Source organism: Streptomyces sp. NPDC047982 (assembly GCF_043204165.1).
In the GTDB taxonomy this organism is placed as follows: Bacteria; Actinomycetota; Actinomycetes; order Streptomycetales; family Streptomycetaceae; genus Streptomyces.
In genome coordinates, this window is record NZ_JBIDBS010000010.1 from 25,565 (window position 1) to 47,999 (window position 22,435).

Annotated in this window: 21 protein-coding genes; 2 read left to right on the plus strand and 19 right to left on the minus strand. The window is 71.1% G+C overall.

What is annotated here, in order from left to right:
• Positions 1–18: 18 nt before the first annotated feature.
• The 13 genes from acsA to ACGF2V_RS14575 form a co-directional block, all read right to left on the minus strand.
• The gene (gene acsA / locus ACGF2V_RS14515) at positions 19–1,809 is read right to left on the minus strand and encodes an acetate--CoA ligase (RefSeq protein WP_362626226.1); all 1,791 of its coding nucleotides are present in this window, start codon (positions 1,807–1,809) and stop codon (positions 19–21) included.
• Between the two features lie 659 nt (positions 1,810–2,468).
• On the minus strand, positions 2,469–2,750 hold the full coding sequence (locus ACGF2V_RS14520; RefSeq protein WP_351633444.1) for a dsRBD fold-containing protein: 282 nt from the start codon (positions 2,748–2,750) through the stop codon (positions 2,469–2,471).
• 287 nt (positions 2,751–3,037) lie between these two features.
• A complete protein-coding gene (locus ACGF2V_RS14525; protein ID WP_362626230.1) occupies positions 3,038–3,673 on the minus strand; it encodes a V-type ATP synthase subunit D in 636 nt (211 codons plus the stop codon).
• Positions 3,670–5,049 (minus strand): V-type ATP synthase subunit B, encoded by a 1,380-nt coding sequence (locus tag ACGF2V_RS14530; RefSeq protein ID WP_362706255.1) that lies wholly within the window; start codon positions 5,047–5,049, stop codon positions 3,670–3,672. Before ACGF2V_RS14530 ends, ACGF2V_RS14525 begins: the two co-directional genes overlap by 4 nt.
• Positions 5,046–6,779 (minus strand): V-type ATP synthase subunit A, encoded by a 1,734-nt coding sequence (locus ACGF2V_RS14535; RefSeq protein ID WP_362706252.1) that lies wholly within the window; start codon positions 6,777–6,779, stop codon positions 5,046–5,048. Before ACGF2V_RS14535 ends, ACGF2V_RS14530 begins: the two co-directional genes overlap by 4 nt.
• A complete protein-coding gene (locus ACGF2V_RS14540) occupies positions 6,776–7,300 on the minus strand; it encodes a hypothetical protein (protein ID WP_362706249.1) in 525 nt (174 codons plus the stop codon). The genes ACGF2V_RS14535 and ACGF2V_RS14540 overlap by 4 nt, the downstream gene beginning before the upstream one ends.
• A complete protein-coding gene (locus ACGF2V_RS14545; RefSeq protein ID WP_362626241.1) occupies positions 7,297–7,518 on the minus strand; it encodes a V-type ATP synthase subunit F in 222 nt (73 codons plus the stop codon). Before ACGF2V_RS14545 ends, ACGF2V_RS14540 begins: the two co-directional genes overlap by 4 nt.
• Before the next feature lie 2 nt (positions 7,519–7,520).
• Positions 7,521–7,940, minus strand: coding sequence for an ATP synthase subunit C (locus ACGF2V_RS14550; RefSeq protein ID WP_362626243.1), 420 nt, complete (start codon positions 7,938–7,940; stop codon positions 7,521–7,523).
• A complete protein-coding gene (locus ACGF2V_RS14555; protein WP_362626246.1) occupies positions 7,937–9,343 on the minus strand; it encodes a V-type ATPase 116kDa subunit family protein in 1,407 nt (468 codons plus the stop codon). The genes ACGF2V_RS14550 and ACGF2V_RS14555 overlap by 4 nt, the downstream gene beginning before the upstream one ends.
• Positions 9,330–10,112, minus strand: coding sequence for a hypothetical protein (locus tag ACGF2V_RS14560; RefSeq protein WP_362706246.1), 783 nt, complete (start codon positions 10,110–10,112; stop codon positions 9,330–9,332). The genes ACGF2V_RS14555 and ACGF2V_RS14560 overlap by 14 nt, the downstream gene beginning before the upstream one ends.
• A 116-nt stretch (positions 10,113–10,228) precedes the next feature.
• Complete coding sequence (locus ACGF2V_RS14565; RefSeq protein ID WP_362626252.1) at positions 10,229–10,720, minus strand: hypothetical protein; 492 nt, start codon at positions 10,718–10,720, stop codon at positions 10,229–10,231.
• A 325-nt stretch (positions 10,721–11,045) separates the two neighbouring features.
• Positions 11,046–11,183 (minus strand): hypothetical protein, encoded by a 138-nt coding sequence (locus ACGF2V_RS14570; RefSeq protein ID WP_362706244.1) that lies wholly within the window; start codon positions 11,181–11,183, stop codon positions 11,046–11,048.
• Positions 11,184–11,266: 83 nt separating this feature from the next.
• Positions 11,267–12,142, minus strand: a complete 876-nt coding sequence (locus ACGF2V_RS14575) for a universal stress protein (RefSeq protein ID WP_362706241.1) — start codon at positions 12,140–12,142, stop codon at positions 11,267–11,269.
• A 361-nt stretch (positions 12,143–12,503) separates the two neighbouring features.
• Here ACGF2V_RS14575 and ACGF2V_RS14580 point away from each other — a divergent pair, with 361 nt between their 5' ends.
• On the plus strand, positions 12,504–14,012 hold the full coding sequence (locus tag ACGF2V_RS14580) for an ArsR family transcriptional regulator (RefSeq protein WP_362626259.1): 1,509 nt from the start codon (positions 12,504–12,506) through the stop codon (positions 14,010–14,012).
• A gap of 259 nt (positions 14,013–14,271) precedes the next feature.
• On the plus strand, positions 14,272–16,737 hold the full coding sequence (gene ppsA / locus ACGF2V_RS14585) for a phosphoenolpyruvate synthase (RefSeq protein ID WP_362706239.1): 2,466 nt from the start codon (positions 14,272–14,274) through the stop codon (positions 16,735–16,737).
• A 74-nt stretch (positions 16,738–16,811) separates the two neighbouring features.
• Here ppsA and ACGF2V_RS14590 read toward each other — a convergent pair whose 3' ends face one another.
• The 6 genes from ACGF2V_RS14590 to ACGF2V_RS14615 form a co-directional block, all read right to left on the minus strand.
• Positions 16,812–18,200: a nickel-dependent hydrogenase large subunit gene (locus ACGF2V_RS14590; protein WP_362626265.1), complete on the minus strand. Its 1,389-nt coding sequence runs from the start codon at positions 18,198–18,200 to the stop codon at positions 16,812–16,814.
• The gene (locus ACGF2V_RS14595) at positions 18,197–18,991 is read right to left on the minus strand and encodes an oxidoreductase (RefSeq protein WP_362626268.1); all 795 of its coding nucleotides are present in this window, start codon (positions 18,989–18,991) and stop codon (positions 18,197–18,199) included. The genes ACGF2V_RS14590 and ACGF2V_RS14595 overlap by 4 nt, the downstream gene beginning before the upstream one ends.
• 1 nt (position 18,992) lies before the next feature.
• Positions 18,993–19,799, minus strand: a complete 807-nt coding sequence (locus ACGF2V_RS14600; protein WP_362626270.1) for an FAD/NAD(P)-binding protein — start codon at positions 19,797–19,799, stop codon at positions 18,993–18,995.
• Positions 19,790–20,236 (minus strand): cyclic nucleotide-binding domain-containing protein, encoded by a 447-nt coding sequence (locus tag ACGF2V_RS14605; RefSeq protein WP_362626308.1) that lies wholly within the window; start codon positions 20,234–20,236, stop codon positions 19,790–19,792. The genes ACGF2V_RS14600 and ACGF2V_RS14605 overlap by 10 nt, the downstream gene beginning before the upstream one ends.
• A 32-nt stretch (positions 20,237–20,268) precedes the next feature.
• On the minus strand, positions 20,269–21,438 hold the full coding sequence (locus ACGF2V_RS14610; protein WP_362626273.1) for a 4Fe-4S dicluster domain-containing protein: 1,170 nt from the start codon (positions 21,436–21,438) through the stop codon (positions 20,269–20,271).
• 206 nt (positions 21,439–21,644) lie between these two features.
• Positions 21,645–22,163: a hydrogenase maturation protease gene (locus tag ACGF2V_RS14615; RefSeq protein ID WP_362626275.1), complete on the minus strand. Its 519-nt coding sequence runs from the start codon at positions 22,161–22,163 to the stop codon at positions 21,645–21,647.
• Between the last annotated feature and the right edge of the window lie 272 nt (positions 22,164–22,435).

A 22,435-nucleotide genomic window follows, 5' to 3' on the forward strand; every position in this document is an offset into this window, starting at 1 on the left:
CCTCCGTTCGCGGGCGGTTCACTCCGGCTTCTCGATCGTGGACAGGTCTCCTTCGGGCAGTCCGGTCTCCCGGGCGCGCAGGACCCGGCGCATCACCTTGCCGCTCCGTGTCCTGGGGAGGTCCTGCTCGAACTCGATCTCCCGGGGGGCCACGGCCGGCCCCAGACGTCGGCGTGCGAACGCCAGGAGCTCGCGTTTCAGCGGCAGTCCGGGTGTGCACCCTGGTCGCAGTGACACGAATGCCTTGACGACCGAACCGGCCACGGGGTCCGGACGGCCGACGACCCCGGCCTCCGCGACGGCCGGGTGCTCCATGAGCGCGCTCTCCACTTCGAACGGTCCGATCAGATGCCCCGCCGACTTGATGACGTCGTCGGCACGGCCCACGAACCAATACCAGCCGTCTTGGTCCCGACTGGCGAGATCGCCCGTGAGATACCAGCCGTCGGCGAAACACGCCGCGTAGCGGGCTTCGTCATGCAGGTAGCCACGGAACATGGAAGGCCAGCCCGGACGCAGTGCGAGCTCCCCCACCCGGCCCGATTCACCGATCACACGCACGTGCCCCGCAGTGACCTCGGCGCGCCCGTCCTTGCCGCGTTCGAGCAGACCGGCTTCCACACCGGGCAGGGGACGCCCCATGGACCCCGGACGGATGTCGCCGGAGGCGAAGTTGGCGATCATGATTGCGCCCGTCTCCGTCTGCCACCAGTTGTCATGGATCGGCAGCCCGAGGACGTCCTGCCCCCACAGGACCGCTTCCGGGTTGAGCGGTTCTCCCACGCTGGCGATGAAACGCAGGGCCGAGAGGTCGTACGGCCCAGGGAGCCCATTCGGCGCGCTACTGGGGGAGGCACGCATCAGCATGCGGATCGCCGTCGGTGCCGTGTACCAGACCGAGACCCTCTGGCCGTCCAGGATGCGGTACCAGCGGTGCACGTCGAACTCGCCCTCGTCCACCACCACGGTGACCCCGTGCGTGAGCGGAGCGATGATCCCGTACGAGGTACCGGTCACCCAACCGGGGTCCGCCGTGCACCAGTAGACGTCACCCGGGCCCAGATCGAGCGCGAACTTTGCCGTGGCGTGGTGGGCAACGACCGCTTCGTGGACGTGAACCGCTCCTTTGGGCGCGCCGGTGGTACCGCTCGTGAAGTGCAGCAGCGCCATGTCCTCCGGCGAGGTGGGCAAAACGGTGTACTCGGGCGAAGCCCGTCTCAGCATCTCGTCGAACGACGCCGTTCCGGGTGGCGGATCCTCGACGGCACCGACGAGCAGGACGTGTTCCAGGGAAGGCAGGCGGTGCCGGTTGTCCGCCACTTTGCGCCGGTACAGCTCCTCGGTGGTGACGAGAACGCGCGCGTCGCCCAGCGCCAGCCGCTGCCGGACGGGCTCCGGTCCGAACGCCGAGAACAACGGGCACAGCACCCTCGCCCCGCGCAGCGTGCCCAGAACCGTCGTGTAGAGCTCCGGGCAGCGGCCCAGCAGCGTGAACACCCTCTCCTGACGGGCCACCCCCATGAACGTGAGCGCGTTGGCGAATCGCCCGGTGAGGCGGGCGAGCTCGCCGTAACTGACGCGAGAGACCCTGTCCCCGGCGGTGACGCACCGTAGGGCCTCGCGCCCGCCCAGACCCGCCGCGACCTGACGGTCCACGGCTTCGTAACCCATGTTGAGCCCCCCGCCGGGGAGTCCGGCCAGCCGCGACCGGGCCTCTTCCCAGGTGAATTCGGCACGGGCCTGTTCATAATCCTGGAGCTCGATGGCGAACCCGGGGGTCGGCCGTTGGTGGATGACACGCTTGTCCATGACCGGGTCCTCGTCCTCGGTCCGCACTCCCGGAGCAGTGCGGGACGTGTCGTCGTGCCTGTTGCGGGCGGCAGCCGGTGGTCTCCGGGTGCGGCGGCCGCCCCGGGAACGGTGGTGCCGGGACACGCCGGGTGCACGGTCACACGGTTGACCACCGAGACCACCCGTTGATCTGCTCGGCGAGTCGGGTCAGGACCGCGACCCGTTCGGCGGCTTCCAGCCGACGCCCCAACGACAAGGCGATCGCCGGGACGGGCTCGTACGGCAGTCACCGCTTCCTCATGGTTCCGCTGTACTCAAACTGCCACGCCTGGCGTGCCGCCGCATGAGAAGGAACACACAATGCCTGAGACCGGCCGCCCGTCGCCGGGCCCTCTGCCCCAAGCAGTCCCCGAGCGGGCGCCCGCTGTGGCGCGTGCGCGCTCGATGCGCAGTTCCTCGGTTACGAGAGCGACATCAATGGCGCCAACATCGGAGGCTTGTCGATCGCCGACGGGCAGCTTTCCCGGGGCGACTTGATCGAACTGGCAAAGCGCTGGGACCAGCGCCGGTCGGCGACGACGTCGTCCTGGAGTACGGACGGTGGCTCCGCGACGACCGCGACGCCTGGCAGGAGGCCGCCCGCCCGCTTCGCGGGCGGCTCCCAATCGTGCTCTTCCTCACTCGGGGGCGGCGAGGTCGCTCCGCGCGGCGTCCTTGCTTCCGGCGCGGAGCAGCTGATTGCCGAGGTCGATCAGGGCCCGGCCGGCAGCGTACTCGTCGCCTATCTCGGGGACGGGTACGTCGTGAGGGTTGCGTTGTGCGGAGGTGCGGCTCTGAAGCGTGGTGTCATCGGTGTCGAGTACGGCATGAGCCTTGGTGAGGTCACCTTCCTCGAAGAGGTCCAGACGCACGCTCCACTGCTTGGTGCGTGATTTCTCGGTGCTGGTGTGCCGGGGCATGGTCGGGTCCTTCCGCTGAATGCTGCAGGCTGACTGGAAGGCGTGCCACTCGGCGGCACCGTGCCTCTCCCCGCCGACGAAGCGGCAACCGTCTCCTCGACCTGCTCAGGACTCCAGACTGTGCTGTGCGGGGCGTCCCCGGCTTGGGCCTATTGGAACCGCAAGGTGTGCCGGACGGGTCCGCCCGGTACGCCTCGCGGCCTGTCGGCGCCGGTACTGCATCCTGTGGGCGCAAGCCCGGAGGCCGGTGGCGCACACTGAGTTTCGTATCCGCGGTGGTCGGCGTTTCATCGGGAGGGCGGTCCTTCTTCCCGACGCACGCCAGAGGCCCAGCGCCGTCGGACGGCATCCTCGTGTTCGCTCTCTTCCAGGGCGAGCTCGGTCTGGGCGAGTCTTTCGCGCAGATTCGGGATCCAGTGGCGTTGCAGGGCGCGAACCCGTTGGCGGGTGCTCAGCACCTCCGCGCCGATGATGCGGGCGGCGGCTGCGGCAACGGCGTGCTCGGCGGCCGCCCGGACCACCTCTCGGTACGCGGCCTCCGCGTGCACCAAGGCGGTGTTGGCCGGTGCGGCAGCGGCAGGCGGGCGCGTGGGCATGGTGCAGGAGACGTTCGCCGGGTATCGGGCGCCCATCGAGCTGGTCCAGCGGGCCGTTGCATCGGTTCGGTCCAGCGCTTGCGCCGCCGCCTCCAGGGCCCCCTCCCCGCTCAGCAGAAGACCGCGTACCAGCCAGGTTTCGGCCTCCTTCACCCGCTCGTGCCAGACGTGCGCGGCGGCTTCCTGGGCCTGTTGCAGACGCTGGTGCTCGGCGCGCAGGATGCGGAGCTTCTGTTCGAGGAGGTCCGCGCCGCGCTCGGCGACGTCCAGGCTGTGCCGAAGACGGAGGCGTCCGGCACGTCCGGGCGGGACGTGAAGCGTGCTCACGGCCCTGCCCCATGCGCATCGAGCAGGGCGGTCGGCAGCATGGCGAGCTGGCTGCGGGGCAAGGTGAGGAGCACCTGCCAGGCGTGGTCCAGGGTCTGGTCCAGGGTGCGCAGCTCGTCGGGTCGCTGATCCACGAAGCGGCGCAGGAAGGCCCGGTCGAACTCCAGGTACCGGCGGTCGGCCGGGCTCAGGGACGTCTCCCCGACCAGATCGGAGAGCTCGCGGACCTGGCGGGCGCGGGCGAGCGAGGCCAGCAGTTGCGCCGCGACATCGAGGTGGTCGTCGCGGGTGCGGCCGGGCCCGGCGCCCTTGCGCATCAGCCGGGAAAGCGAGGAAAGCGCGTCCACGGGAGGGTACACGCCCTGGGTGTGGGTCTCGCGGGAGAGGACGACCTGGCCTTCGGTGATGTACCCGGTCAGATCGGGAACCGGGTGGGTGATGTCGCCCGCGGGCATGGTCAGCACGGGCAGGACCGTGACGGAGCCCGGCCGGTCCTGGATCCGCCCGCAGCGCTCGTAGAGGGAAGCGAGGTCGCTGTAGAGGTAGCCGGGGTAGGCGCGACGCGCCGGGATCTCGCCGCGCGCCGCGGATACCTCGCGCAACGCCTCCGCATAGCTGGTCATGTCCGTCATCACCACGAGGACGTGCCTGCCACCGTCGAACGCGAGGTTCTCGGCGACGGTGAGTGCCAGACGCGGGGTGAGGATCCGCTCGATGACCGGTTCGTCAGCAGTATTGAGCAGCAGCACCAGCTCGTGGGCGGCGGAGCGTCCTTCCAGGGCGTCCCGGACGAAGGAGGCATCGGCGTGCGTGAGCCCCATACCGGCAAAGACCACGCAGAAGGGCTCGCCAGCAGTGGTGGACTGAGCGGCGATCTGGACGGCCAGCTCCAGATGGGGCAGACCCGCGACGGAGAAGACCGGCAGCTTCTGCCCGCGTACCAGTGTGGTGAGCCCGTCGATGGCGGCGACACCGGTGAGTACGGGCTCTCCGGGTGGCTGTCGGCGCACCGGGTTGATCGGGGTGCCACCGACGGCCGCGGTGGTTGGCCCGAAGACCGGGGGACCGCCGTCGGCCGGCTCGCCGCGGCCATTGCAGACGCGGCCCAGCCAGCCGGGGCCGACAGGGATGCGAAGCGGCCCTCCGGCGAACGCCATGCGCACGCGTGCGGGATCCATGCCGGCGGTGTCTTCCAGGACCTGCACCACAGCGACCTCGCGGTCCACTTCCAGCACGAGGCCGTGCCGTTGCTCGCCGGACTCCAGGGTGACCAGGACGAACTCGTCCCAGCCGACTCCGCTCACCCCGTCCACGACGGCGAGCGGGCCGCGCAGCTCACGGATGGCCGTGTATTCGACCTCGCCCCAGGCGGTCACATCAGCTCCCGCAGTGCGGCGAGCACGGAGTCCCGCCGGAGGGCCACGCCCGCAGTATCGTGCGGGCCGACTTCCTCGCGGGCGCGCAGCAGGGGGCCGAAGTCTGCCTCCTCGATGGAGCCTGCCGGCACACCGGCCTCGGCCAGCTCCCGGCATTGCGCGATGACCGTGAGGACCGCCTCGGCCAGCGCAGCGGTCTTCTCCGGACCGCAGTAGGCGTCCCGGTCGGACAGGGCACTCTGTTGGAGAACCCCTTCGCGCACCAGTCGGCCGCCGAGCACGCTGACACGTTCCTGGCTGGGGAGTGCGGTGATGCCGACCAGGTCGACGAGATCGGTGAGCCGGTCGGCCTCCGCCAGCAGGGAGCTGATCTCTGCCTGCCTGCCCGGCCACGCTGGGTCGCCGGCCTCCGCGTGCCCGGCCGCGAGGGCGTCGGCGTCGCGCGAGAAGGAGCCCGCCCAGGAAATGGCCGGGTAGCGGCGGGCATAGGCGAGCTCGCGGTCGAGCGTCCACAGGCAGCGTACGAAGCGCTCGGTGTGGGCGGTCACCGGCTCGGCCATGTCCGCCCCGGGTGGGGAGACCGCACCGATCACGGTGACCGAGCCCCGGTCACCCCCGAGGGTGGTCACCGCACCGGCGCGCTCGTAGAACGCGGCGATCGCCGAGGCGAGACCCGCCGGATAGCCCTCCTCGGCCGGCAGTGCGCCGGTGCGGGAGGCGAATTCGCGCAGCGCTTCGGCCCACCGCGACGTGGAGTCGGCGATGACCACTACGTCGCGCCCCATGTCCCGGAAGTACTCGGCGACCGTCGCACCGGTGTAGATGCTGGCCTCCCGGGCCATCATCGGCATGTTGGAGGTGTTGGCGATGACCACCGTGCGCTCGACCAGCCGGCCTCCGGTGCGCGGGTCCGCGAGATCGGAAAGTTCGGCGATGACATCGGCCATCTCGTTGCCGCGCTCGCCGCAGCCGACATAGACGATGACATCGGCTTCGCACCACTTGGCGATCTGCTGGAGCAGCAGGGTCTTGCCGGTCCCGAATCCGCCGGGGACGGCTACCGTGCTGCCCCGGGCGACAGGGAAGAGCAGGTCGATCGCACGCTGACCGGTGTGCAGCGGCTGGCGGGCGTCAAGGCGTTCACGCACGGGGCGCGGCCGGCGGATCGGCCAGTCGGCGGTCATCCGGACCTCGGCGCCGCCGACGACAGCCAGCAGCGAGTTGTGGGTGTAGTCCCCTTCCGGGACGATCTCCTCCACCGGGCCGGTGCAGCCGGGCGGTGACAGGATCTGCGTCTGCACAGGGCCCGTCTCCCGGACCTCGCCGAGTGTTTGCCCCCCTGTCACCCGATCGCCGACGTCCACGGCAGGGGTGAATCCCCAGGCACGCGCCTCGTCCTCGCTCCCCCCGCTTCCGGGCAGCAGCCAGTCGCCAGAGCCGGACAGTGGGCGGAGGAGGCCATCGAAGATCCCGCCGAGCAGACCGGGGCCCAGCCGGGCCGACAGCGGGCTGCCCCGGGGGCGGGCGCGGTCTCCGGGTGCCAGGCCACCGGTGTACTCGTACGCCTGGACGGTCACCACCGTGTCAGTGATCGCCACCACCTCTCCGGGCAGCCCGGCCTCTCCGAGGGAGACCAGGTCGTTCATAGCGATGTCTCCGGTGTACTCCAACTCGACCAGCGGTCCCGTGACCCGCAGGATCGCGGGACCGGCTCGGGGCGAGCCGGTCATGGCGCCCACAAGGCTTCCGTGTCCGCGCCCAGGCGGTCGAGTGCGCGGCCGGCCAGAGCGTCCAAAGTGAAGTCGGCCCGACGGCCGGCAGCGTGAGCGGCCACCCCGCCACCGGGCTGTTCCGTAACGGTGGCGTCGGGACCGAGGAGCTGCCGCGCCCGCCGTTCCAACCTGTCTCGCAGGCCGGGGTAGTCCGCCGTGCACCGCAGGGCCCGGAAGCGTTCCGTCACCTGGCGCCGGAGCTCCTCGTAAGCTTCCAGGCGGGCGGCCTGCTCGCGGGCCCTGGCAGTGCGGCGGGCCCGCAGCAGCTCCGCCGCTCCGGCGGCAGTGCCCTCTGCCACACCCTCGCGACGGGCCTGTTCCACGATCTCCTCGGCCTCGTTCCTGGCGCGTTCGAGCACCGCCTCGGCATCGCATGCAGCCTGGACGATCAGTGCTTCGGCGTCGGCCCGGGCCGAGCGCAGCAATTCGGCCCGTACCGCCGCGAGGGTGTCTGTCCGGTCAGCGCCCGGTGTCGTCATTCCGGCATCACCGCGACCAGGGGCCGCGTGCCCTGCAACTGCGTCTGGCTGAGCACCTCGGCCGCTGCCGGGGTGACGATCACCAGCGTGACCTCGTCCGACACGCTCTGCCAGGCCCGGCATACCGCCTCGGGGTCTTCTGCGACGAGGACGCCCACCCCCGCCAGCGACAGCCCGGCCACCCGTTCCCGTGCGCCGATGGCCACCACCCGTCCCATGATCAGGCCTTCCCCAGCAACAGGACCGCGACGACCAGCCCGTAGATGGCGATTCCTTCGGCGAGTCCGACGATGACCATCGCCCTGCCGAACAGCTCGGGACGCTCGCTCATGGCGGCCAGTGCCGCAGCCCCGGTGTAGGCGACGGCGATCGACGCACCGATCGAGGCCCCTGCCACCGCGATCGCGGCGCCGATCAGAGCGGCGGACCCGGCACCGGACCCGGCAGCGGCCGTGCTGGATGCCGCCCGCGCCGCGCCGCCACTGAGCGCGACGATCAGCACAGCGAGCGCGCCGCCGAGCAGCAGGACGTCAGCCGCGATGATCAACCGGAGGGCGGCTCGTCCGTGCCGACGTGCCAACTGGCGGGTGACAGCAAAGATGACCGCGAGGGAGGGAAGGGCGATGAGCCAGGCGATCACGGTGCCACCTCCGTGTGTTGCGTGGGTACATGCCAGGGGTGGAAGGGACGGCCCCAGGTTTCGAAGACCCGGGAGAACAGCTCGTAGAACTCCAGCCGCAGGGCCTGTACCCCGGCGACCAGCGCCTCCAGTGAGAACGCCAAGGTATTACCGATGGTGAAGACCGCCGCCGCTGCTATCAGCCCGCCCGGACCCATGTGCGCAAGTGCGGTCGTTCCCCTCCACACGACAGCGCCGAGCGCTGCGTGCGTCAGCCCGAAGGCGGCCAGCCGTGCGAAGGAGACGGTGTTCGAGAAGATCCGTACCACCGAGTCGAAGAGCTGAACCGCGGTCTGCATCACCCCGGCGACACCGCCCCCCGAAGCGGTGAACAGTCCCGAGGCGGCCAACATGAGACCGCTGGCCGCGATCCCGGCTCCCGTGAGGGTGAGGTACGTGTCGTGCAGATACCCACCTGCGGCGAGGCCGACGAAGCCGACGAACAGGGCTGAACCCGCGATGCCGGAGACCGCATACAAAGCCCGCGCCGGGCCGCCCTCCCGCCAGCGATTGACGATGCCTGCGCCATATGCCCACGCGAGCAGCACTACGCCGACTCCGCCGGCGGCCGCGAGCAGCCGTTCGGGGTGGTCCAGAGGGGCCAGCCACAGTACGGGGAGGACCTTCGTAGGACCCAAGAACTCGCCGTAGGCGAAGCCGAACGCAATGCTTGTGCCCCCAGCGCCTGCGAAGAAGGGCCACATCGCACGGAGCCGTACCAGCCTGCGGGGGCGGCCGGTCCGCAGCAGGAGCGCCATCAGGAGCAGCAGTGCGCCGTGCCCCGCGTCGCCGAACATCATGCCGAACATCACCACGTACGCGATCCCGGAGGGCCACGTCGGGTCGACATCGACGTACGGCACTGTCCCGTAGGTGCGCACCAGCGAAGTGAACGAACGGTGCACCGGTCCGGTGCTGCGCAACAGAGTCGGCGGGTCGACACCCCGCGGCGCTTTCAACGCCACGAGCGCGCCGCCGAGTTCGGCCACCCGCCCGGCCGTCGCCGGTACCTCGTCGGCTGGGCACCAGCCGGCCAGCGCCACCACGCTTCCGCGCCGCACAGCGCTGGCGGAACGCTCCTCAAGCTGTGCCTCGCCCGCCAGCAAACTCGCGTGGCCCTCGCGTTCGAGGGCGTCGAGGTCGGGAGGATCGGCGGAGAGCATCGCTCTCGGCGGCTCGGCGCGCAGAAGCTTCAACCGACGCGCTGCCGGTCCACGCTCGCCCTGCCCGGGGCCTTCGGTCCGGTCGATCTCGACGCATCCGGCGTCCGCGAGCCGCACCAGCGTCTCCCGGAGTGCCTCACGCGGCGCGACGATCGCCACCCGCTGCATGCGGACCGGTGTCATGGCCTCAGCCCAGCGCATCGAATGCCTCCAGCGTGCCGCCCCGTGAGGCCGACTCCAGCGCCGCCCGTACCCGCCAGGCGTCCGTCGAGAGCAATGCGACAGCACCGACGACCGGGGCGGCGTCCAGGCGCGAGCCGCGCAGCAGCTCGGAGCCTTCCTTTTCGACCCGATTCCACCAGCGCGCCTCGGCTCGCCAGAGGTCGGCCGACTCGTCGATGCCGTCCACCGCCCAGCGCGCCGTGCCCGGCAGCTGCCGACGGAAGTCGACGAAGGAGGCGGCGCGCAGGACTCCGGGGCCGAGGACCCGGGCAGCGCGCCGACCCGACGGTTCCGTCAGCCGACGCCCGTGAACGAACAGCTCACGGGCGACCAGCAGGGCAAGACGTCCTGCTGCCCAGGACACTGCCTCCGGCACGGCCCCCGCTGTGCGGGTGGTGGCAGAGACCCGCATGCCGATGCCCACCGCAGCCGCCGATTCGTCCCCCGGATCCCCCCATGCGCAGGAGGCCAACGCGGCCCGGAGTTCGGCCGGGGACCGGCTTTCGGCCAACCGAGGCCAGGCCGTCGCCAACCCGCCGAGCCTGTACGGGCACGGCCTGTCGGCGGCCGCGCCTGACAGCACCCGCAGGTGCTCCTCCACGTTGGAGATCTCGAAGCCCGCCGCCAGGAGGCGGACCGTGCCTGCCCCTTGACGCGGCAGCCAACCCGCGACCACCCGCAGATGCCACAGCAGGGTCGCTGCTACGGACCGCTGTGCGGCCGCCAGCCCGGCCTCTGTGTCGAGCATGCGCCGGTACGGCGTAGCTGCCAGCTGTCCGAGGGCATCATCGAGCGTGGCTGCGGCCGCCACTTCACGGGCCGCGCGGATTCCCGGACGGTGCGACGCCATGGCTCTGGCCCGGGTCACCCCCGCGACCCATTGCGCTCCCACCGAGACCTCCCCTCGGCGTGTTCCCCTGCGTGCACCGCCGAGGCGCTGATCTGTCCGATGTCCGCCAGCGCGTGCTCAACGAGGGAAGCCATGCGGTGCTGCGCTCGGCGCTTCAGCAGGACAGCTTTGCGCTCCGACTCCGCAAGACACTCCGCTGCCTCGGTCTTGGCCAGGCCGTAGGTATTCGCGGCGCTCTCCATCCGCACCTCACGTGCGCGGGTCCGGGCCAGCCCCACGATCTCCGCGGCTTTGTCGGCAGCGGCCCGTCGGTTCTGTTCCGCCAACTGAGCGGCCGCTTCGCGGATCTGCTGTGCCTCTGTCTCGGCCTGTTCCAAGCACGAGAGCACTGGGTCCAGTTCGGCCGCGAGGTCCGCTGAACGATCTGCGGGCACACCCATTGTGGCCGCCGGGCCCGGCGAACCGGCCGGACGGAACCGCATCAGGAAGTCCCGGAACGCCGTCACGAAAGCTCCTCAAGCCGCGTCCCCTCTACAGTCTCCATGGCTGCGGGGCCGCTGTCGCCTTGGACTGGGCCGATCGGCCCGCACCGAGGCATGCCTCTTCGCGGCTCATCCAGTGGCTGCCGGGCTGATCACCGAAAGCTCCTCCCGTGACTGACCTGGAGATCCGCCTTGCCACCGAGCGATCTCGTCGAAGGCCGGCTGGTGGACCGTGACGGGATGACCGATCCCGACTGCCTGCGGACTGTGGTCACCGGTCTGGAGGAAACGCCCGACTGTATGGGCTGAGCCGATTGCGGTCCACGTGGTGCCGCTCGGCGTGCGCCCATTACCGTGGGCGTGTGTGGCCCGCCGGGGGCTCCGCGGAAGTCACGACGAGGGCACCGTGAGCGACATGGGTGACGATGCCGTCCACCACATGGATGGTGACCGCGGCGGATCCGATGCCCATGGTGTCTTCGAGCACGTCCTCGACGTATCTCCGCGTCGGGTGCAGGAAGAGACGCAGCAAATCCCGGCGTGTGACGGTCCCGAGAGCTGCGGCTCTGCTCAGCGGGTGTCCGGGACCACGGCCACCGGGCACGAGGCATAGTGCAGCACAGCGTGATTCACGGGCCCCAGATGCGGGCCGGGGCGCCCGTCGCTCCGGTGCGCTCCGACGACCAGGAGCTCCGCCCCGGTCGCCGCTTCGATGAGCACCTGATGTGCGGGACCCTGCACCACGTGGCGGCTGACGACGGGACCGGAGCCGGTCGCTTCCAGGACCGCCAAGACGTCGTCGAGGTGGCGTTCAGCCCGTCGACGGTGTGCGGCGACCGGGGACTCCATCGAGCGCCGACGGCCCGAGGTTTCGCGGGCCGGGCAGCGCCAGGCTCGTACGGCGACGAGTTCACCACCGCGCGCCGTCACCCGGGCGAACGCGAACCTGGCGGCCGCGGTGGGCCTCCCGAAGTCGCCGATGCCCACGACCACACGCCCCGGTTCCGGCCGAACACCCGGCCCGGCCGCCGGGATCACGACGACCGGGCAGTGCGACCGGCCTGCGAGGCCGAGGCTGACCGATCCCAGGAGCATCCCCGCGATCCGGCCCCGTCCCCTTGAACCGAGAACGACCATGGCCGCCCGACCACTCTCGCGTTCCAGGGCGCTCACCGCGCTCTCGGGCACGACCTCCGCGGCCACGCGCACCGTCGCGTGGAGGAGGCGTGCGCGCTCCTCTGCGGACGCGGTGAGATGTTCGGCGAGGACCTGCTCGGCGGGACGACCGGTGTCGAAAGTGGGGCGTACTCCCTCGTAGAGTTCCCACAGCGACGCGTGGACGACGCGCAAGGGAAGCGACGAACGGGAGGCTTCCCCCGCCGCCCAGTCGAGGGCACGCAGACTGCCCTCGGATCCGTCCACTCCCACGACGATCGGGAGCCCCATCACCCCCACCGCCTTTCATGCTCGGGTGCCGCCCGCCTCGTGCCGGTCACGGCACTGGATGCGCGCGGCCGGGGATCCGCGCCCTGGACGATTCGCCACCGCGCGGTGCGGCATGCGGCATCCCACGCGGTGCGGCGTGCTGACGTCTTCGGACAGCGCCGACTTCTTCAGAGTGGCGCGGATGGCCGGCCGGCACGAATCGGCCGTCCGGCCCGGACAGCCCCGACAGACTCTCCGCCCCGGGCCCGGACATGCGGAAGATCCGAAGCGGTGCCCGCGACGGGACGACCGGTCGACGGGCGCCCGCCGCCCGCCCGTCCGAGAATGGATACGCCCTCAGAGATGTCCGGAGGTGCCCGGCGTGAATGCCATACACGGACAGCACCCGACCGCGGTCGTGGCACCCGGATGCCTGGCCAAACCCGACCGCCTCTTCGACAGGGAAAGCGAATGGGCGGCCCTCGGGACCTTCGCCGGCGACCCGCACCCGGGGACGGATCTGGGCGTCGTCATGGGACGTCACCGCCAGGGCAAGACGCTCCTACTGGAATCGCTGGCACAGGCGACGGGCGGATTCTATTTCTGCGGTCAGCAAGCCACCGAGGCCGAAGCCCTGCGCAGGGCGGGGGAAGAATACGCGCGCCATCGACGACTCGCACGGCCCGTTCGCTGGCGCGGCTGGAAGGAGTGTCTCGACGCACTGCTGGCGTTGGGAGACGAGCGCCCCGTGCCCGTCGTCATCGACTCGTTCCCCGACCTCGTCGCGGCGAGCCCGGCCCTGCCGTCCATCATCCACGGGGCCCTGCGGCGCCTCGACCGGCCGCCTCCGGACAACCGCGCGCGGCTGCTGCTCGGAGGCGAGACCGCCCCCGTGATGACCCGGCTGTTCGCCTCGTCCTCACCTCTGCGTGCCCGCACCGGGCTGATACTCGACGTGCAACCCGTGGACTTCCGGGGAGCGGCGCGCCTGTGGGGGCTCGACGACCCCGGGCTGGCCCTCCTCGTCCACACGGTGGTCGGGGGCACCCCCGCCTACCGGCACGACTACGTGAATGACGACGTCCCGGCCGACCGGGACGACTTCGACGCCTGGGTATGCCGCACCGTCCTGAACCCACGCACGCCCCTGTACTACGAGGCCCGCCGTCTGCTCGACGAGGAGACCGGACCGTGGAACCGCGGTGTCCTCCACTCCGTGCTCACCGCGCTGGCCACAGGCCGCACGACCCACGGGGAGATAGCCGGCTTCCTCGGACAGCAACTCACCGACACCTCACGTGCCCTGGCCGTGCTCCGCGACCGTGGTCTGCTCCGGTCCCAGCCGGACGGGCTGCAGCCGGGAATCACGCGCCACCACATCGCCGACCCGCTCCTCTCCTTCGAACACGTCGTGGCACGCCCGCGCAGGGCCGCTCTGGAACAGAGCGACGTTCGGACCGTGTGGGAGGAGGCACGCCCCGACTTCGACACGCTGGTCGCCGGGCGCGGATTCGCCCAGGTCTGCCGGGACTGGGCCGTCTCCTTCGCCGACTGGGGCCTGGGGGCCGAGCGCGTCACCGCATCGCAGGGTTCCCTCACCGATCCCTCGGCGAAGCCCGGTCTCGACGCCGAAGTGGTGGTCCGGCGAACGGACGGTCTCCTGAGCGGGCCGCTGGTGTCGTTGGGCCTCGCCCGCCGGGACACCGGAATGGACACGCACCATCTGCGGCACCTACGACGCATCCTGGACCGCCTCGATCCCCGCGACAGAGTCGGCCCCGTCCGCCTGACGCTCTACGGCGCCTCCGGATTCAGCCCGGAACTGCACTCCGCCCAAGCGCGAGGTGAGGTCATGCTCGTCGATCTCGAACGTCTCTACCAGGGCACCTGACGGCGATTCCAGCGCCGGCGATCGGCAGGAGCCGATTTCGGCCCTCCGCACAGGGTCCACTCGGCACACCGGGAGCCCACGCTTTCCCAGAGCTCTGGAGAGGCCCGCCCCCTAGAAGAGGAGAGAGCGATGTGGTCCGTACGGATCCGGATCAGGCCACCGAAACCCCGCAAGCCCTTCCCGCCGGACCTGCGCACCCCTTCCGGCCACCCGGTGCCCTACTGAACCCGCCCATCCCGTGCGCACAGCGGAGGACAGCATGCCCACCACGCCACGCATCCTGCCGTTCGGAGAGATCCGCCGCGAAGACGTCCCCCTCGTCGGGGGGAAGAACGCCTCCCTGGGGGAGATGACCGCGCATCTGACGTCGGCCGGAGTGCGGGTACCGCCCGGGTTCGCGACGACCGCGGACGCGTACTGGGAACTGCTGGCCGGGCACGGCCTGCGGGAACGCATCGAGGAACAGATCGCACGCCTGCACGACGGGGCGGCGCTGGACGAGGTGGGGGCGGCCGTCCGCACGATGATCATGGCGGAACCGCTGCCGAACGGACTGCGCACCGAAGTCGTCGCCGCCTACGAACGGCTCGCGCACGAGCAGAGCCGCGAGGACCCCGACGTCGCCGTGCGCAGCAGCGCCACCGCGGAAGACCTCCCCGAGGCGAGTTTCGCCGGGCAGCAGGAGACCTACCTGAACGTGCGCGGAGCGGCCCGGCTGCTGGAGTGCTGCCACCGGTGCTACGCCTCCCTCTTCACCGACAGGGCGATCGACTACCGGGAACGCATGGGCTTCGACCACCTCGCGGTCGCGCTCTCCATCGGCGTTCAGGTCATGGTCCGTTCGGACCTCGCGGGGGCCGGCGTGATCTTCACCCTCGACCCGGAGAGTGGCTTTCCCGGGGTCGTCGTGGTCAGCGCGGCATGGGGACTGGGAGAGACGGTCGTCAGCGGCCGGACCGACCCCGACGAGTACACGGTCTTCAAACCGAGTCTGAAAGATCCGGCACTCGACCCCGTGATCGACGTCCGGATCGGAGCGAAGCGGCAGAAGGCCGTCTACGGCGAACACGAACTCACCAGGACCGTCGACACCACCACGGCCGAACGCGCCCACAGGGTCCTCTCGGACACAGAGGTCCGCCTGCTCGCCGCATGGGCGGCGGCCGTCGAGGAGCACTACGGGTACCCCATGGACCTGGAATGGGCCAAGGACGGCGTGACCGGTGAACTGGCGCTGGTCCAGGCACGTCCCGAGACCGTGCAGTCCCGGCGCCGTGCGACGACGCTCCGCCGTTGCCGTCTCACGGCCACTCCCGGACGGAGTCTCGTCGAGGGCATCGCGGTCGGCGAGGCCATTGGCGAGGGTCCGGCAGTCGTCCTCGACTCGCCCGTGGAACTCGACCGGTTCCCGACCGGCGGAGTGCTCGTCACCGGCATCACCGACCCGGACTGGGAACCCCTCATGAAACGGGCCGCCGCGGTCGTCACCGACCACGGCGGCCGGACCTCGCGCGCCGCCATCGTCAGCCGCGAACTGGGCGTCCCGGCGGTCGTCGGCACGGGGCGGGCCACCGAAGCCCTGTACGACGGCGTCGATGCGACGGTGTCGTGCGCCGAGGGCGCCCGCGGCCACGTCTACGCGGGGCTACTGCCCTACGAGGAAGAGGAGACCGACCTCTCCGGGCTTCCCGCCACCCGGACGCGCGTGATGCTCAACCTGGCCGACCCGTCCGCCTCCTTCCGCTGGTGGCGCCTGCCCGCCGACGGCGTCGGACTCGCACGCCTGGAGTTCATCGTCGCCCACCAGGTCAAGATCCACCCGATGGCACTGCTTCACCCCGAGCGGCTGGACCGGCACGACCGTTGCGCCGTCGAGCAGCTCACCGAGGGATACCCGGACCGCGGCCAGTACTTCGTCGACAGGCTGGCCTTCGGCGTGGCACGCATCGCGGCGTCCCGCTGGCCCGAACCGGTGGTCGTGCGCACCAGCGACTTCAAGACCAACGAGTACGCGCGCCTGCTGGGCGGCCGGCCCTTCGAACCGGCCGAGGCGAATCCCATGATCGGCTGGCGCGGCGCGAGCCGCTACTACAGCGACGGATACCGCGAGGGCTTCGCGCTGGAGTGTAGGGCGCTGCACCGGGTGCGTAACGAGATGGGGCTGACGAACGTGATCGTGATGATCCCCTTCTGCCGGACCATCGAAGAGGCGGACCGCGTTCTCGACGGCATGGCGGAACAGGGGCTGCGCAGGGGCGAGCACGGTCTGAAGGTGTACGTGATGGCGGAGATTCCCTCCAACATCATTCTGGCCGAGGACTTCGCCGAGCGGTTCGACGGCTTCTCGATCGGGAGCAACGATCTCACCCAGCTCACCCTGGGCGTCGACCGCGACTCCGAACTGCTCGCCCATGTCTTCGACGAGACCGATCCCGCGGTCGCGCGCAGCGTCCGGTCACTCATCGCCCGTGCCCACTCCGCCGGGCGGCCGGTCGGCCTGTGCGGCCAGCGCCCCAGCGACGACCCCTCGTTCACCGAGTTCCTGGTGCGGACCGGCATCGACTCGATCTCGGTGGCACCGGACAGCTTCGCCGCGGTGAAGCAGCACGTGTACGCCGCTGAATCGCACACGAACGGCGACGAAGGCGCGACCGTCCCGCAGTCCGGCGTGACACCGGACCGCAGGACCGTCCCCGGACACGGACGGGCGGCGGAACGCCGGTGAGCGTCACCGCGACGAGGAGGGCGCCGTCGGGGGGCGGAAGACCAGAAGGCCGGTCCGGTGTGGGGCCATGCGTGTCATGCATGGCCTGTCATGTGTGGGCACTCGATCTCCAGGTCCAGGAAGTGGGCCGAGCACGAGATGCACGGGTCGTGGTTGCGGATGACGCGTTCGCACAGCCGGGTGAGCTCCGCCTCGGAATCCTGCCCGCGAGCGAGTGCGGCCTGGACGCTCCGGCGCAGGTCCTCCTCGATGGCCCCCTGATTCTGCGCGGTCGGTGGAACGATGCGGGCGTCGGTGACGCGGCCCTCGTCGTCGAGTGCGTAGCGGTGGTAGAGCAGGCCCCGGGGTGCCTCGGTGGCGCCGTGGCCGATGCCGCTGCGGGCAGGCACGGGCACGTACGGGCGGGTCGGCCGTTCGTACTCCGCGATGATTCGGAGGGCTTCTTCCACGGCGTAGAAGACCTCTACGGCGCGGACCAGGATGCTCCGGAAGGGGTTCCTGCAGACCGCACCCGGGCCGGTGCCGTCGGTGACCGCACGCAGCGGCGGATTGTCCAGTCCGGCCGCCGCTGCCGCTTCGAGCGCGGTCGGGGAGAGCAGGTGTCCGCTCACGGCGTAGCGGGCAAGGGCGCCGGTGAGGTGCCGTCGTCCGTCGAGACGGGAGTGGAGAGCGGTGGAATGGGGCACCTGCGCTTCCGTGACGTGGTCGGAGAAGGTCCGGAGGGGGAAGCTCCATGACGGGCGTGTGGCGTCGTACGGGACGACGGTGGGCACACCGGACTCGATGGCGTAGGTGCCCGGCTCGGCCAGGGCGAGCAGGTCGGCCTCGCACTCGGTCTCGGGGAAGTCGAAACCCGCGACCCAGTGGACGGTCTCCCAGGCATCGTCGAGAGCCAGGCGCAGTCGCTCCGCCAGGGGGCGGAGTTCGGTGCGGGTGGGGGCGCGGTGGAAGCCGCCGAGGCGCACGCCGACGGGGTGGACGGCGCGTCCCCCGAGCAGCTCGATGACGGCGTTACCGGTCTGCTTCAGCCGCAGTCCGCGCCTGACGTGGGCCGGGTGGGAGCGGGACATGCCGATCACGTCGTCGTGGCCGAGGAAGTCGGGCGCGTGCAGCAGGTAGATGTGAAGCGTCTGGCTCTCGATCCATTCTCCGCAGTACAGCAGGCGTCTCAGGGAGGCGAGCGGGCCGTCGACGCCGACACCGCACGCGTCCTCGACGGCCCGGCAGGCGCTCAGCTGGTAGGCGACCGGGCAGATACCGCAGATGCGGGAGGTGAGGTCGGGGGGTTCGGTGTGGGCCCGGCCCCGGAGAAGGGCTTCGAAGAACCGGGGGGCCTCGTAGATGCCGAGCCGGGCCTCGGTGACGGTCCCGTCGTGGACCCGCAGGCGCAGCGCGGTTTCTCCCTCGACACGCGTGAGCGCGGGAACGCGCAGGATCCGGGAGCGGTCCGAGAGCTGGTTCATCCGGGTCCCTCCTCCTCCACGGCGGTGAAGGCGGTCACGTTGAAGGTGTGCAGGTACCTGGCGATGTCCGTGTCGTCCATGCCGTCGCGGTGCATCAGTGGGACGAGCGCGGGGAGGTTCGTGGTGTCGGCCGGTCCGAAACAGCCGTAGCAACCACGTCCGTAGGTCGGGCACAGGGCTCCGCAACCCGCGTGGGTGACGGGCCCGAGGCAGGGCACCCCGTGGGCGACGGTGACGCAGACATTGCCCCGCCGCTTGCAGGAGAAGCAGACGGAGTGGTTCGGGATTCCGGGTTTCCGGCCGGCGAGGAAGGCTGTGATGACCTCCAGGAGCTGGCCGCGGTCGATGGGGCAGCCCTGCAGCTCGAAGTCGACGGGCACGTGTGCGGCGATGGGCGTGGAGGTCGCGAGGCTCTGGATGTAGTCGGGGCGGGCGTAGACGGTCGCGAGGTATTCCTCGATTCCGGCGTAGTTGCGCAGTGCCTGCACACCGCCTGCGGTGGCGCAGGCGCCGATGGTGACGAGGTACCGGGATTCGGCGCGGACGCGCCGCACGCGTTCCAGGTGTTCGGGCGTGCTGACCGATCCCTCGACGAGGGACAGGTCGTACGGGCCGGAGGCGACCGCGCTGGATGCCTCCAGGAAGTGGGCGATCTCCCACTCGTGCCCGAGGCCGAGCAGTTCGTCCTCGCAGTCGAGGAGGGTGAGCTGGCAGCCGTCGCACGAGGCGAACTTGAACACGCCGAGCCGGGGGCGGGACGGCGGTCGGGATGTGGCGGTGGAAGCGCTCATCTCACAGTTCCCTCACGGTGAGCAGGGGTTCGGCCAGGTCGTAGCCGACGACCGGGCCGTCCCGGCAGAGCAGCAGGGGCCCGAGCTGGCAGTGTCCGCAGTGGCCGGTGGCGCAGTGCATGGTGCGTTCGAGGGAGACCTGTACATGGCCCGGGCGCACGCCTCGGTGGATCAGCTCGCGGGCGGTCGCACGGATCATGACCTCCGGGCCGCAGAGGAAGGCAATGGTCCTTCCCGGCCGGAACCGGGCCTCACGCAGGAGCGTCGTGACGACTCCGACCCGGCCGCCCCAGTCGCCGGACGGCCGGTCGACGGTGACGGCGCTGAACGGCTTCCCCCAGGCGGGGAACTCGTCCTGGTACAGAAGGTCGCCGGGCGTCCGGGCGCCGGCGAGGACGTTCAGCCGCCCGAACCGGTGCGGCTGGGCCAGAACCGTGTCGACCAGGGGCCGCAGGGGTGCCAGGCCGATGCCGCCGCCGATGGCGAGCAGGTCGCGGCCGCGGGCGGCCTCGATGTCCCAAGGCGTACCGAAGGGTCCGCGCACTCCGACGAACGCGCCGGCCATGAGCCCGCACAGGGCGCGCGAGACGGCTCCGACGGCGCGTACCGTGTGCATGAGCCGGTGGCCGCCCGGGGCCCTGGACAGGGACACGGGAATCTCGCCGACGCCGAACGCGTACAGCATCGCGAACTGGCCCGGTGCGAAGAGTTCCAGCGGCTCCCCGGCGGGATCCAGCACGAGTGTGACCGTGTCGTGGGTTTCCTCCCGGCGGTCCACCACCCGGTAGGGACGGGGGATCAGGGACATGGCGCCGGTCCGCACTCGTGCGGCCCGTACAGGTCGAGCAGCCGGGTGCGGGTGGCGCGGAGCCGGTCCCCGATGGTCTCGGCGACAAGGGTGACCAGTGCCAGGCCCAGCGCCGGGCGTTCGGCGCACAGCGCGCGTACCGAGGAGGCGTCGAACTCCCAGGCCAGAACGGGGTCCCTGGCCTCGGCACCGAGGTGCCACTGCCGGGGCGGGCACAGCCATGACCAGCCGAGCAGATCGCCCGCGCCGATGGTCTCGACGACCGCGCGTCCGCGACCGGGCACGTGGATGTCGAGCGCGACCGTGCCGGAACGGATGATCCAGAAGTGGTCGGCCCTGCCGCCCTCCTCGAAGATCCGCGTGGCACCGGGGAACGTGGCGCCGCGGGCGAGGTCCATCATGGGCCCGCGGTGCTCCGCGGGCAGCGCGGCGAGCATGCCCGAGCCGGGGACGTCGCCGGCCGTCCGGATCACGGCGCGGCCTCCTTCCGCGACGCCTCCCGGTGCAGGGCACCGGCCTCCTCGGTGAGGTCGATGCCGGTGGGACACCAGACGATGCAGCGACCGCAGCCGACACAGCCGGAGCTGTCGAACTGGTCGTGCCAGGTCCCCAGTTTGTGCGTGAGCCACTGGCGGTAGCGGCTGCGCGGCGTGGCCCGCACCGGGCCGCCGTGCAGGAACGAGAAGTCCAGGTCGTAACAGGAGTCCCAGCGGCGCCACCGCTCGGCGTGGTCGCCCGTGAGGTCGGTGACGTCCTCGGTGGTGGTGCAGAAGCAGGTGGGACAGACCATGGTGCAGTTGCCGCAGCTCAGGCACCGGGAAGTCACGTCGTCCCAGCGTTCCGCCTCGAGACTGTCCCGCATCAGGGAACGCAGGTCCACCGGGGGCATGGACCGGCCCATGTGCTCCGCGGCCTCACGCACGGCCCCGGCCGCGGCCGCCCGCACGGCCTCGTCGGTGCTACGGCGCGGGAGTTCCGCGAGCAACTCGGTGCCCTCCTCGCTCCCACTGCGGCACAGGAAGCGGTGGCCGGACGCGTCCACGAGCTCGGTGAGCGCGAGATCGTACCCGGCGTCCACGCCCGGTCCCGCTCCCATGGACACGCAGAAGCAGGTGGCTCCCGGCTCGGTGCACTCGACCGCGACCAGGAAGGCGCCCGTCCGCCGGGACAGGTAGTCGGGGTCCCGGTAGCGGCCACCGCCCATGACCCGGTCCAGAATTCGGATGGCCCGCAGATCGCACGGCCGTACACCGAGGAACGCATAGGAGACGCTCCTCGGTTCCTCGGCGCGCACGACCGGTCCGTTCACGGCATCGCGGTCCACGGTCCACTGCCGGACCCGTTCGGGGTGCAGGTACGTCTTCCACGACTGCGGCCCCGCGCTGTGCGCGAAGGCCGCCCCGTCCGGACGGCGGCGGATCCGGTACTGCCCCGCCTCCAGTTCGACCCCCCAGCCGTGGGGCAGCTCGTCCGCGGAAGCCAGTTCGTCCAGGACGATCGCCCCGTCGCGCACGGTCGGGCCGATCACGGTACGCCCGCGCCGCTTGAGGGCACGCACGAGCGCGTCGAGTCCGCCGCGGTCGAGCACCGCCTCCGCCCGGTCGCCGGAGTCCGCTCGGTCGTCTTCGAGGTCGTTCATCCGCCTGTCCCTCGTCTCCGTCTCCGCGCCTCCGCGTCACCGTGCCGTTCGCCGAAGGGACGGGGCCCACCATGACCCGATCGCGTCGCCGCACGGGGTGTGGCTGTCCATGGACAGCGTGTCAGGCGGCCGTGATCCGGGTCCGGACCTGGACGGCGTGTCCGGTCGGCCGGTGTACTCCCACGCCCGAACGGCCGGTGCGCCACTCAGCCGGCGCGGTGGCCGCGCGACGGCGGTCTGCCGCGCTCCTCGATGTCGACCGTGATCCGCCTGGCCAGACGGGGTACCGCGTGCGCCACCTCCGGGGTCAGTCCGAGGCCCGGTGAGTGGTCCGCTCCCTCCACCGCGTACAGGACGAGACGGTCCGGAAGGCTCCCGAGGCTCTCACCGAGCCGCAGGGCTTCGGCGAGGCCGAGTCCGTGGGTGCTGTGCCGTCCGGCGGCGGCACGCAGAACACCGGCCGGGTCGTCGCACCATCGGTGCGTCCGCCCGGGACGGGCCGAAGGGGGAAAACAGGCATCGACGACGACCGCGAGACCGACGTTCTCCCACAGCGCGATCAATCGGCCCGGTTCGCCGTCGGACTGTGCGAGGACGGTGTCCACGGGCAACGGCAGCCTCGTGCTCTGCTCTCCCAGCAACGCGACCACGGCCCACCCCACCCCGTCGTCGCGGCGGAACTCGTTCCCGATCCCGATGACCGCCGTACGGGTGAGCGGCTTCATCGATGTCCTCCTTTCCCTCGGCGGCCCTCGCCTCCGCGGCCGCGTCCACCCGGCGGGGCAGCCCCCAGGGAAGCGGTCGCCTGATTCCGGCGCGACGCGCACCATGGATAGTGACCTCAAAACCCTGCTCCGCGGAGGCGAACCGCGATGACACTGCCTGCACGACATCGGCCCGGCGGTCGGCGACGGCGTGCTGACCGACAGAGCCCTGTCGCTGTCCGGCGTCAGTCGCGCGGTGAACCAGCTGAACGACCGCCGCGCCGACGTGCTGA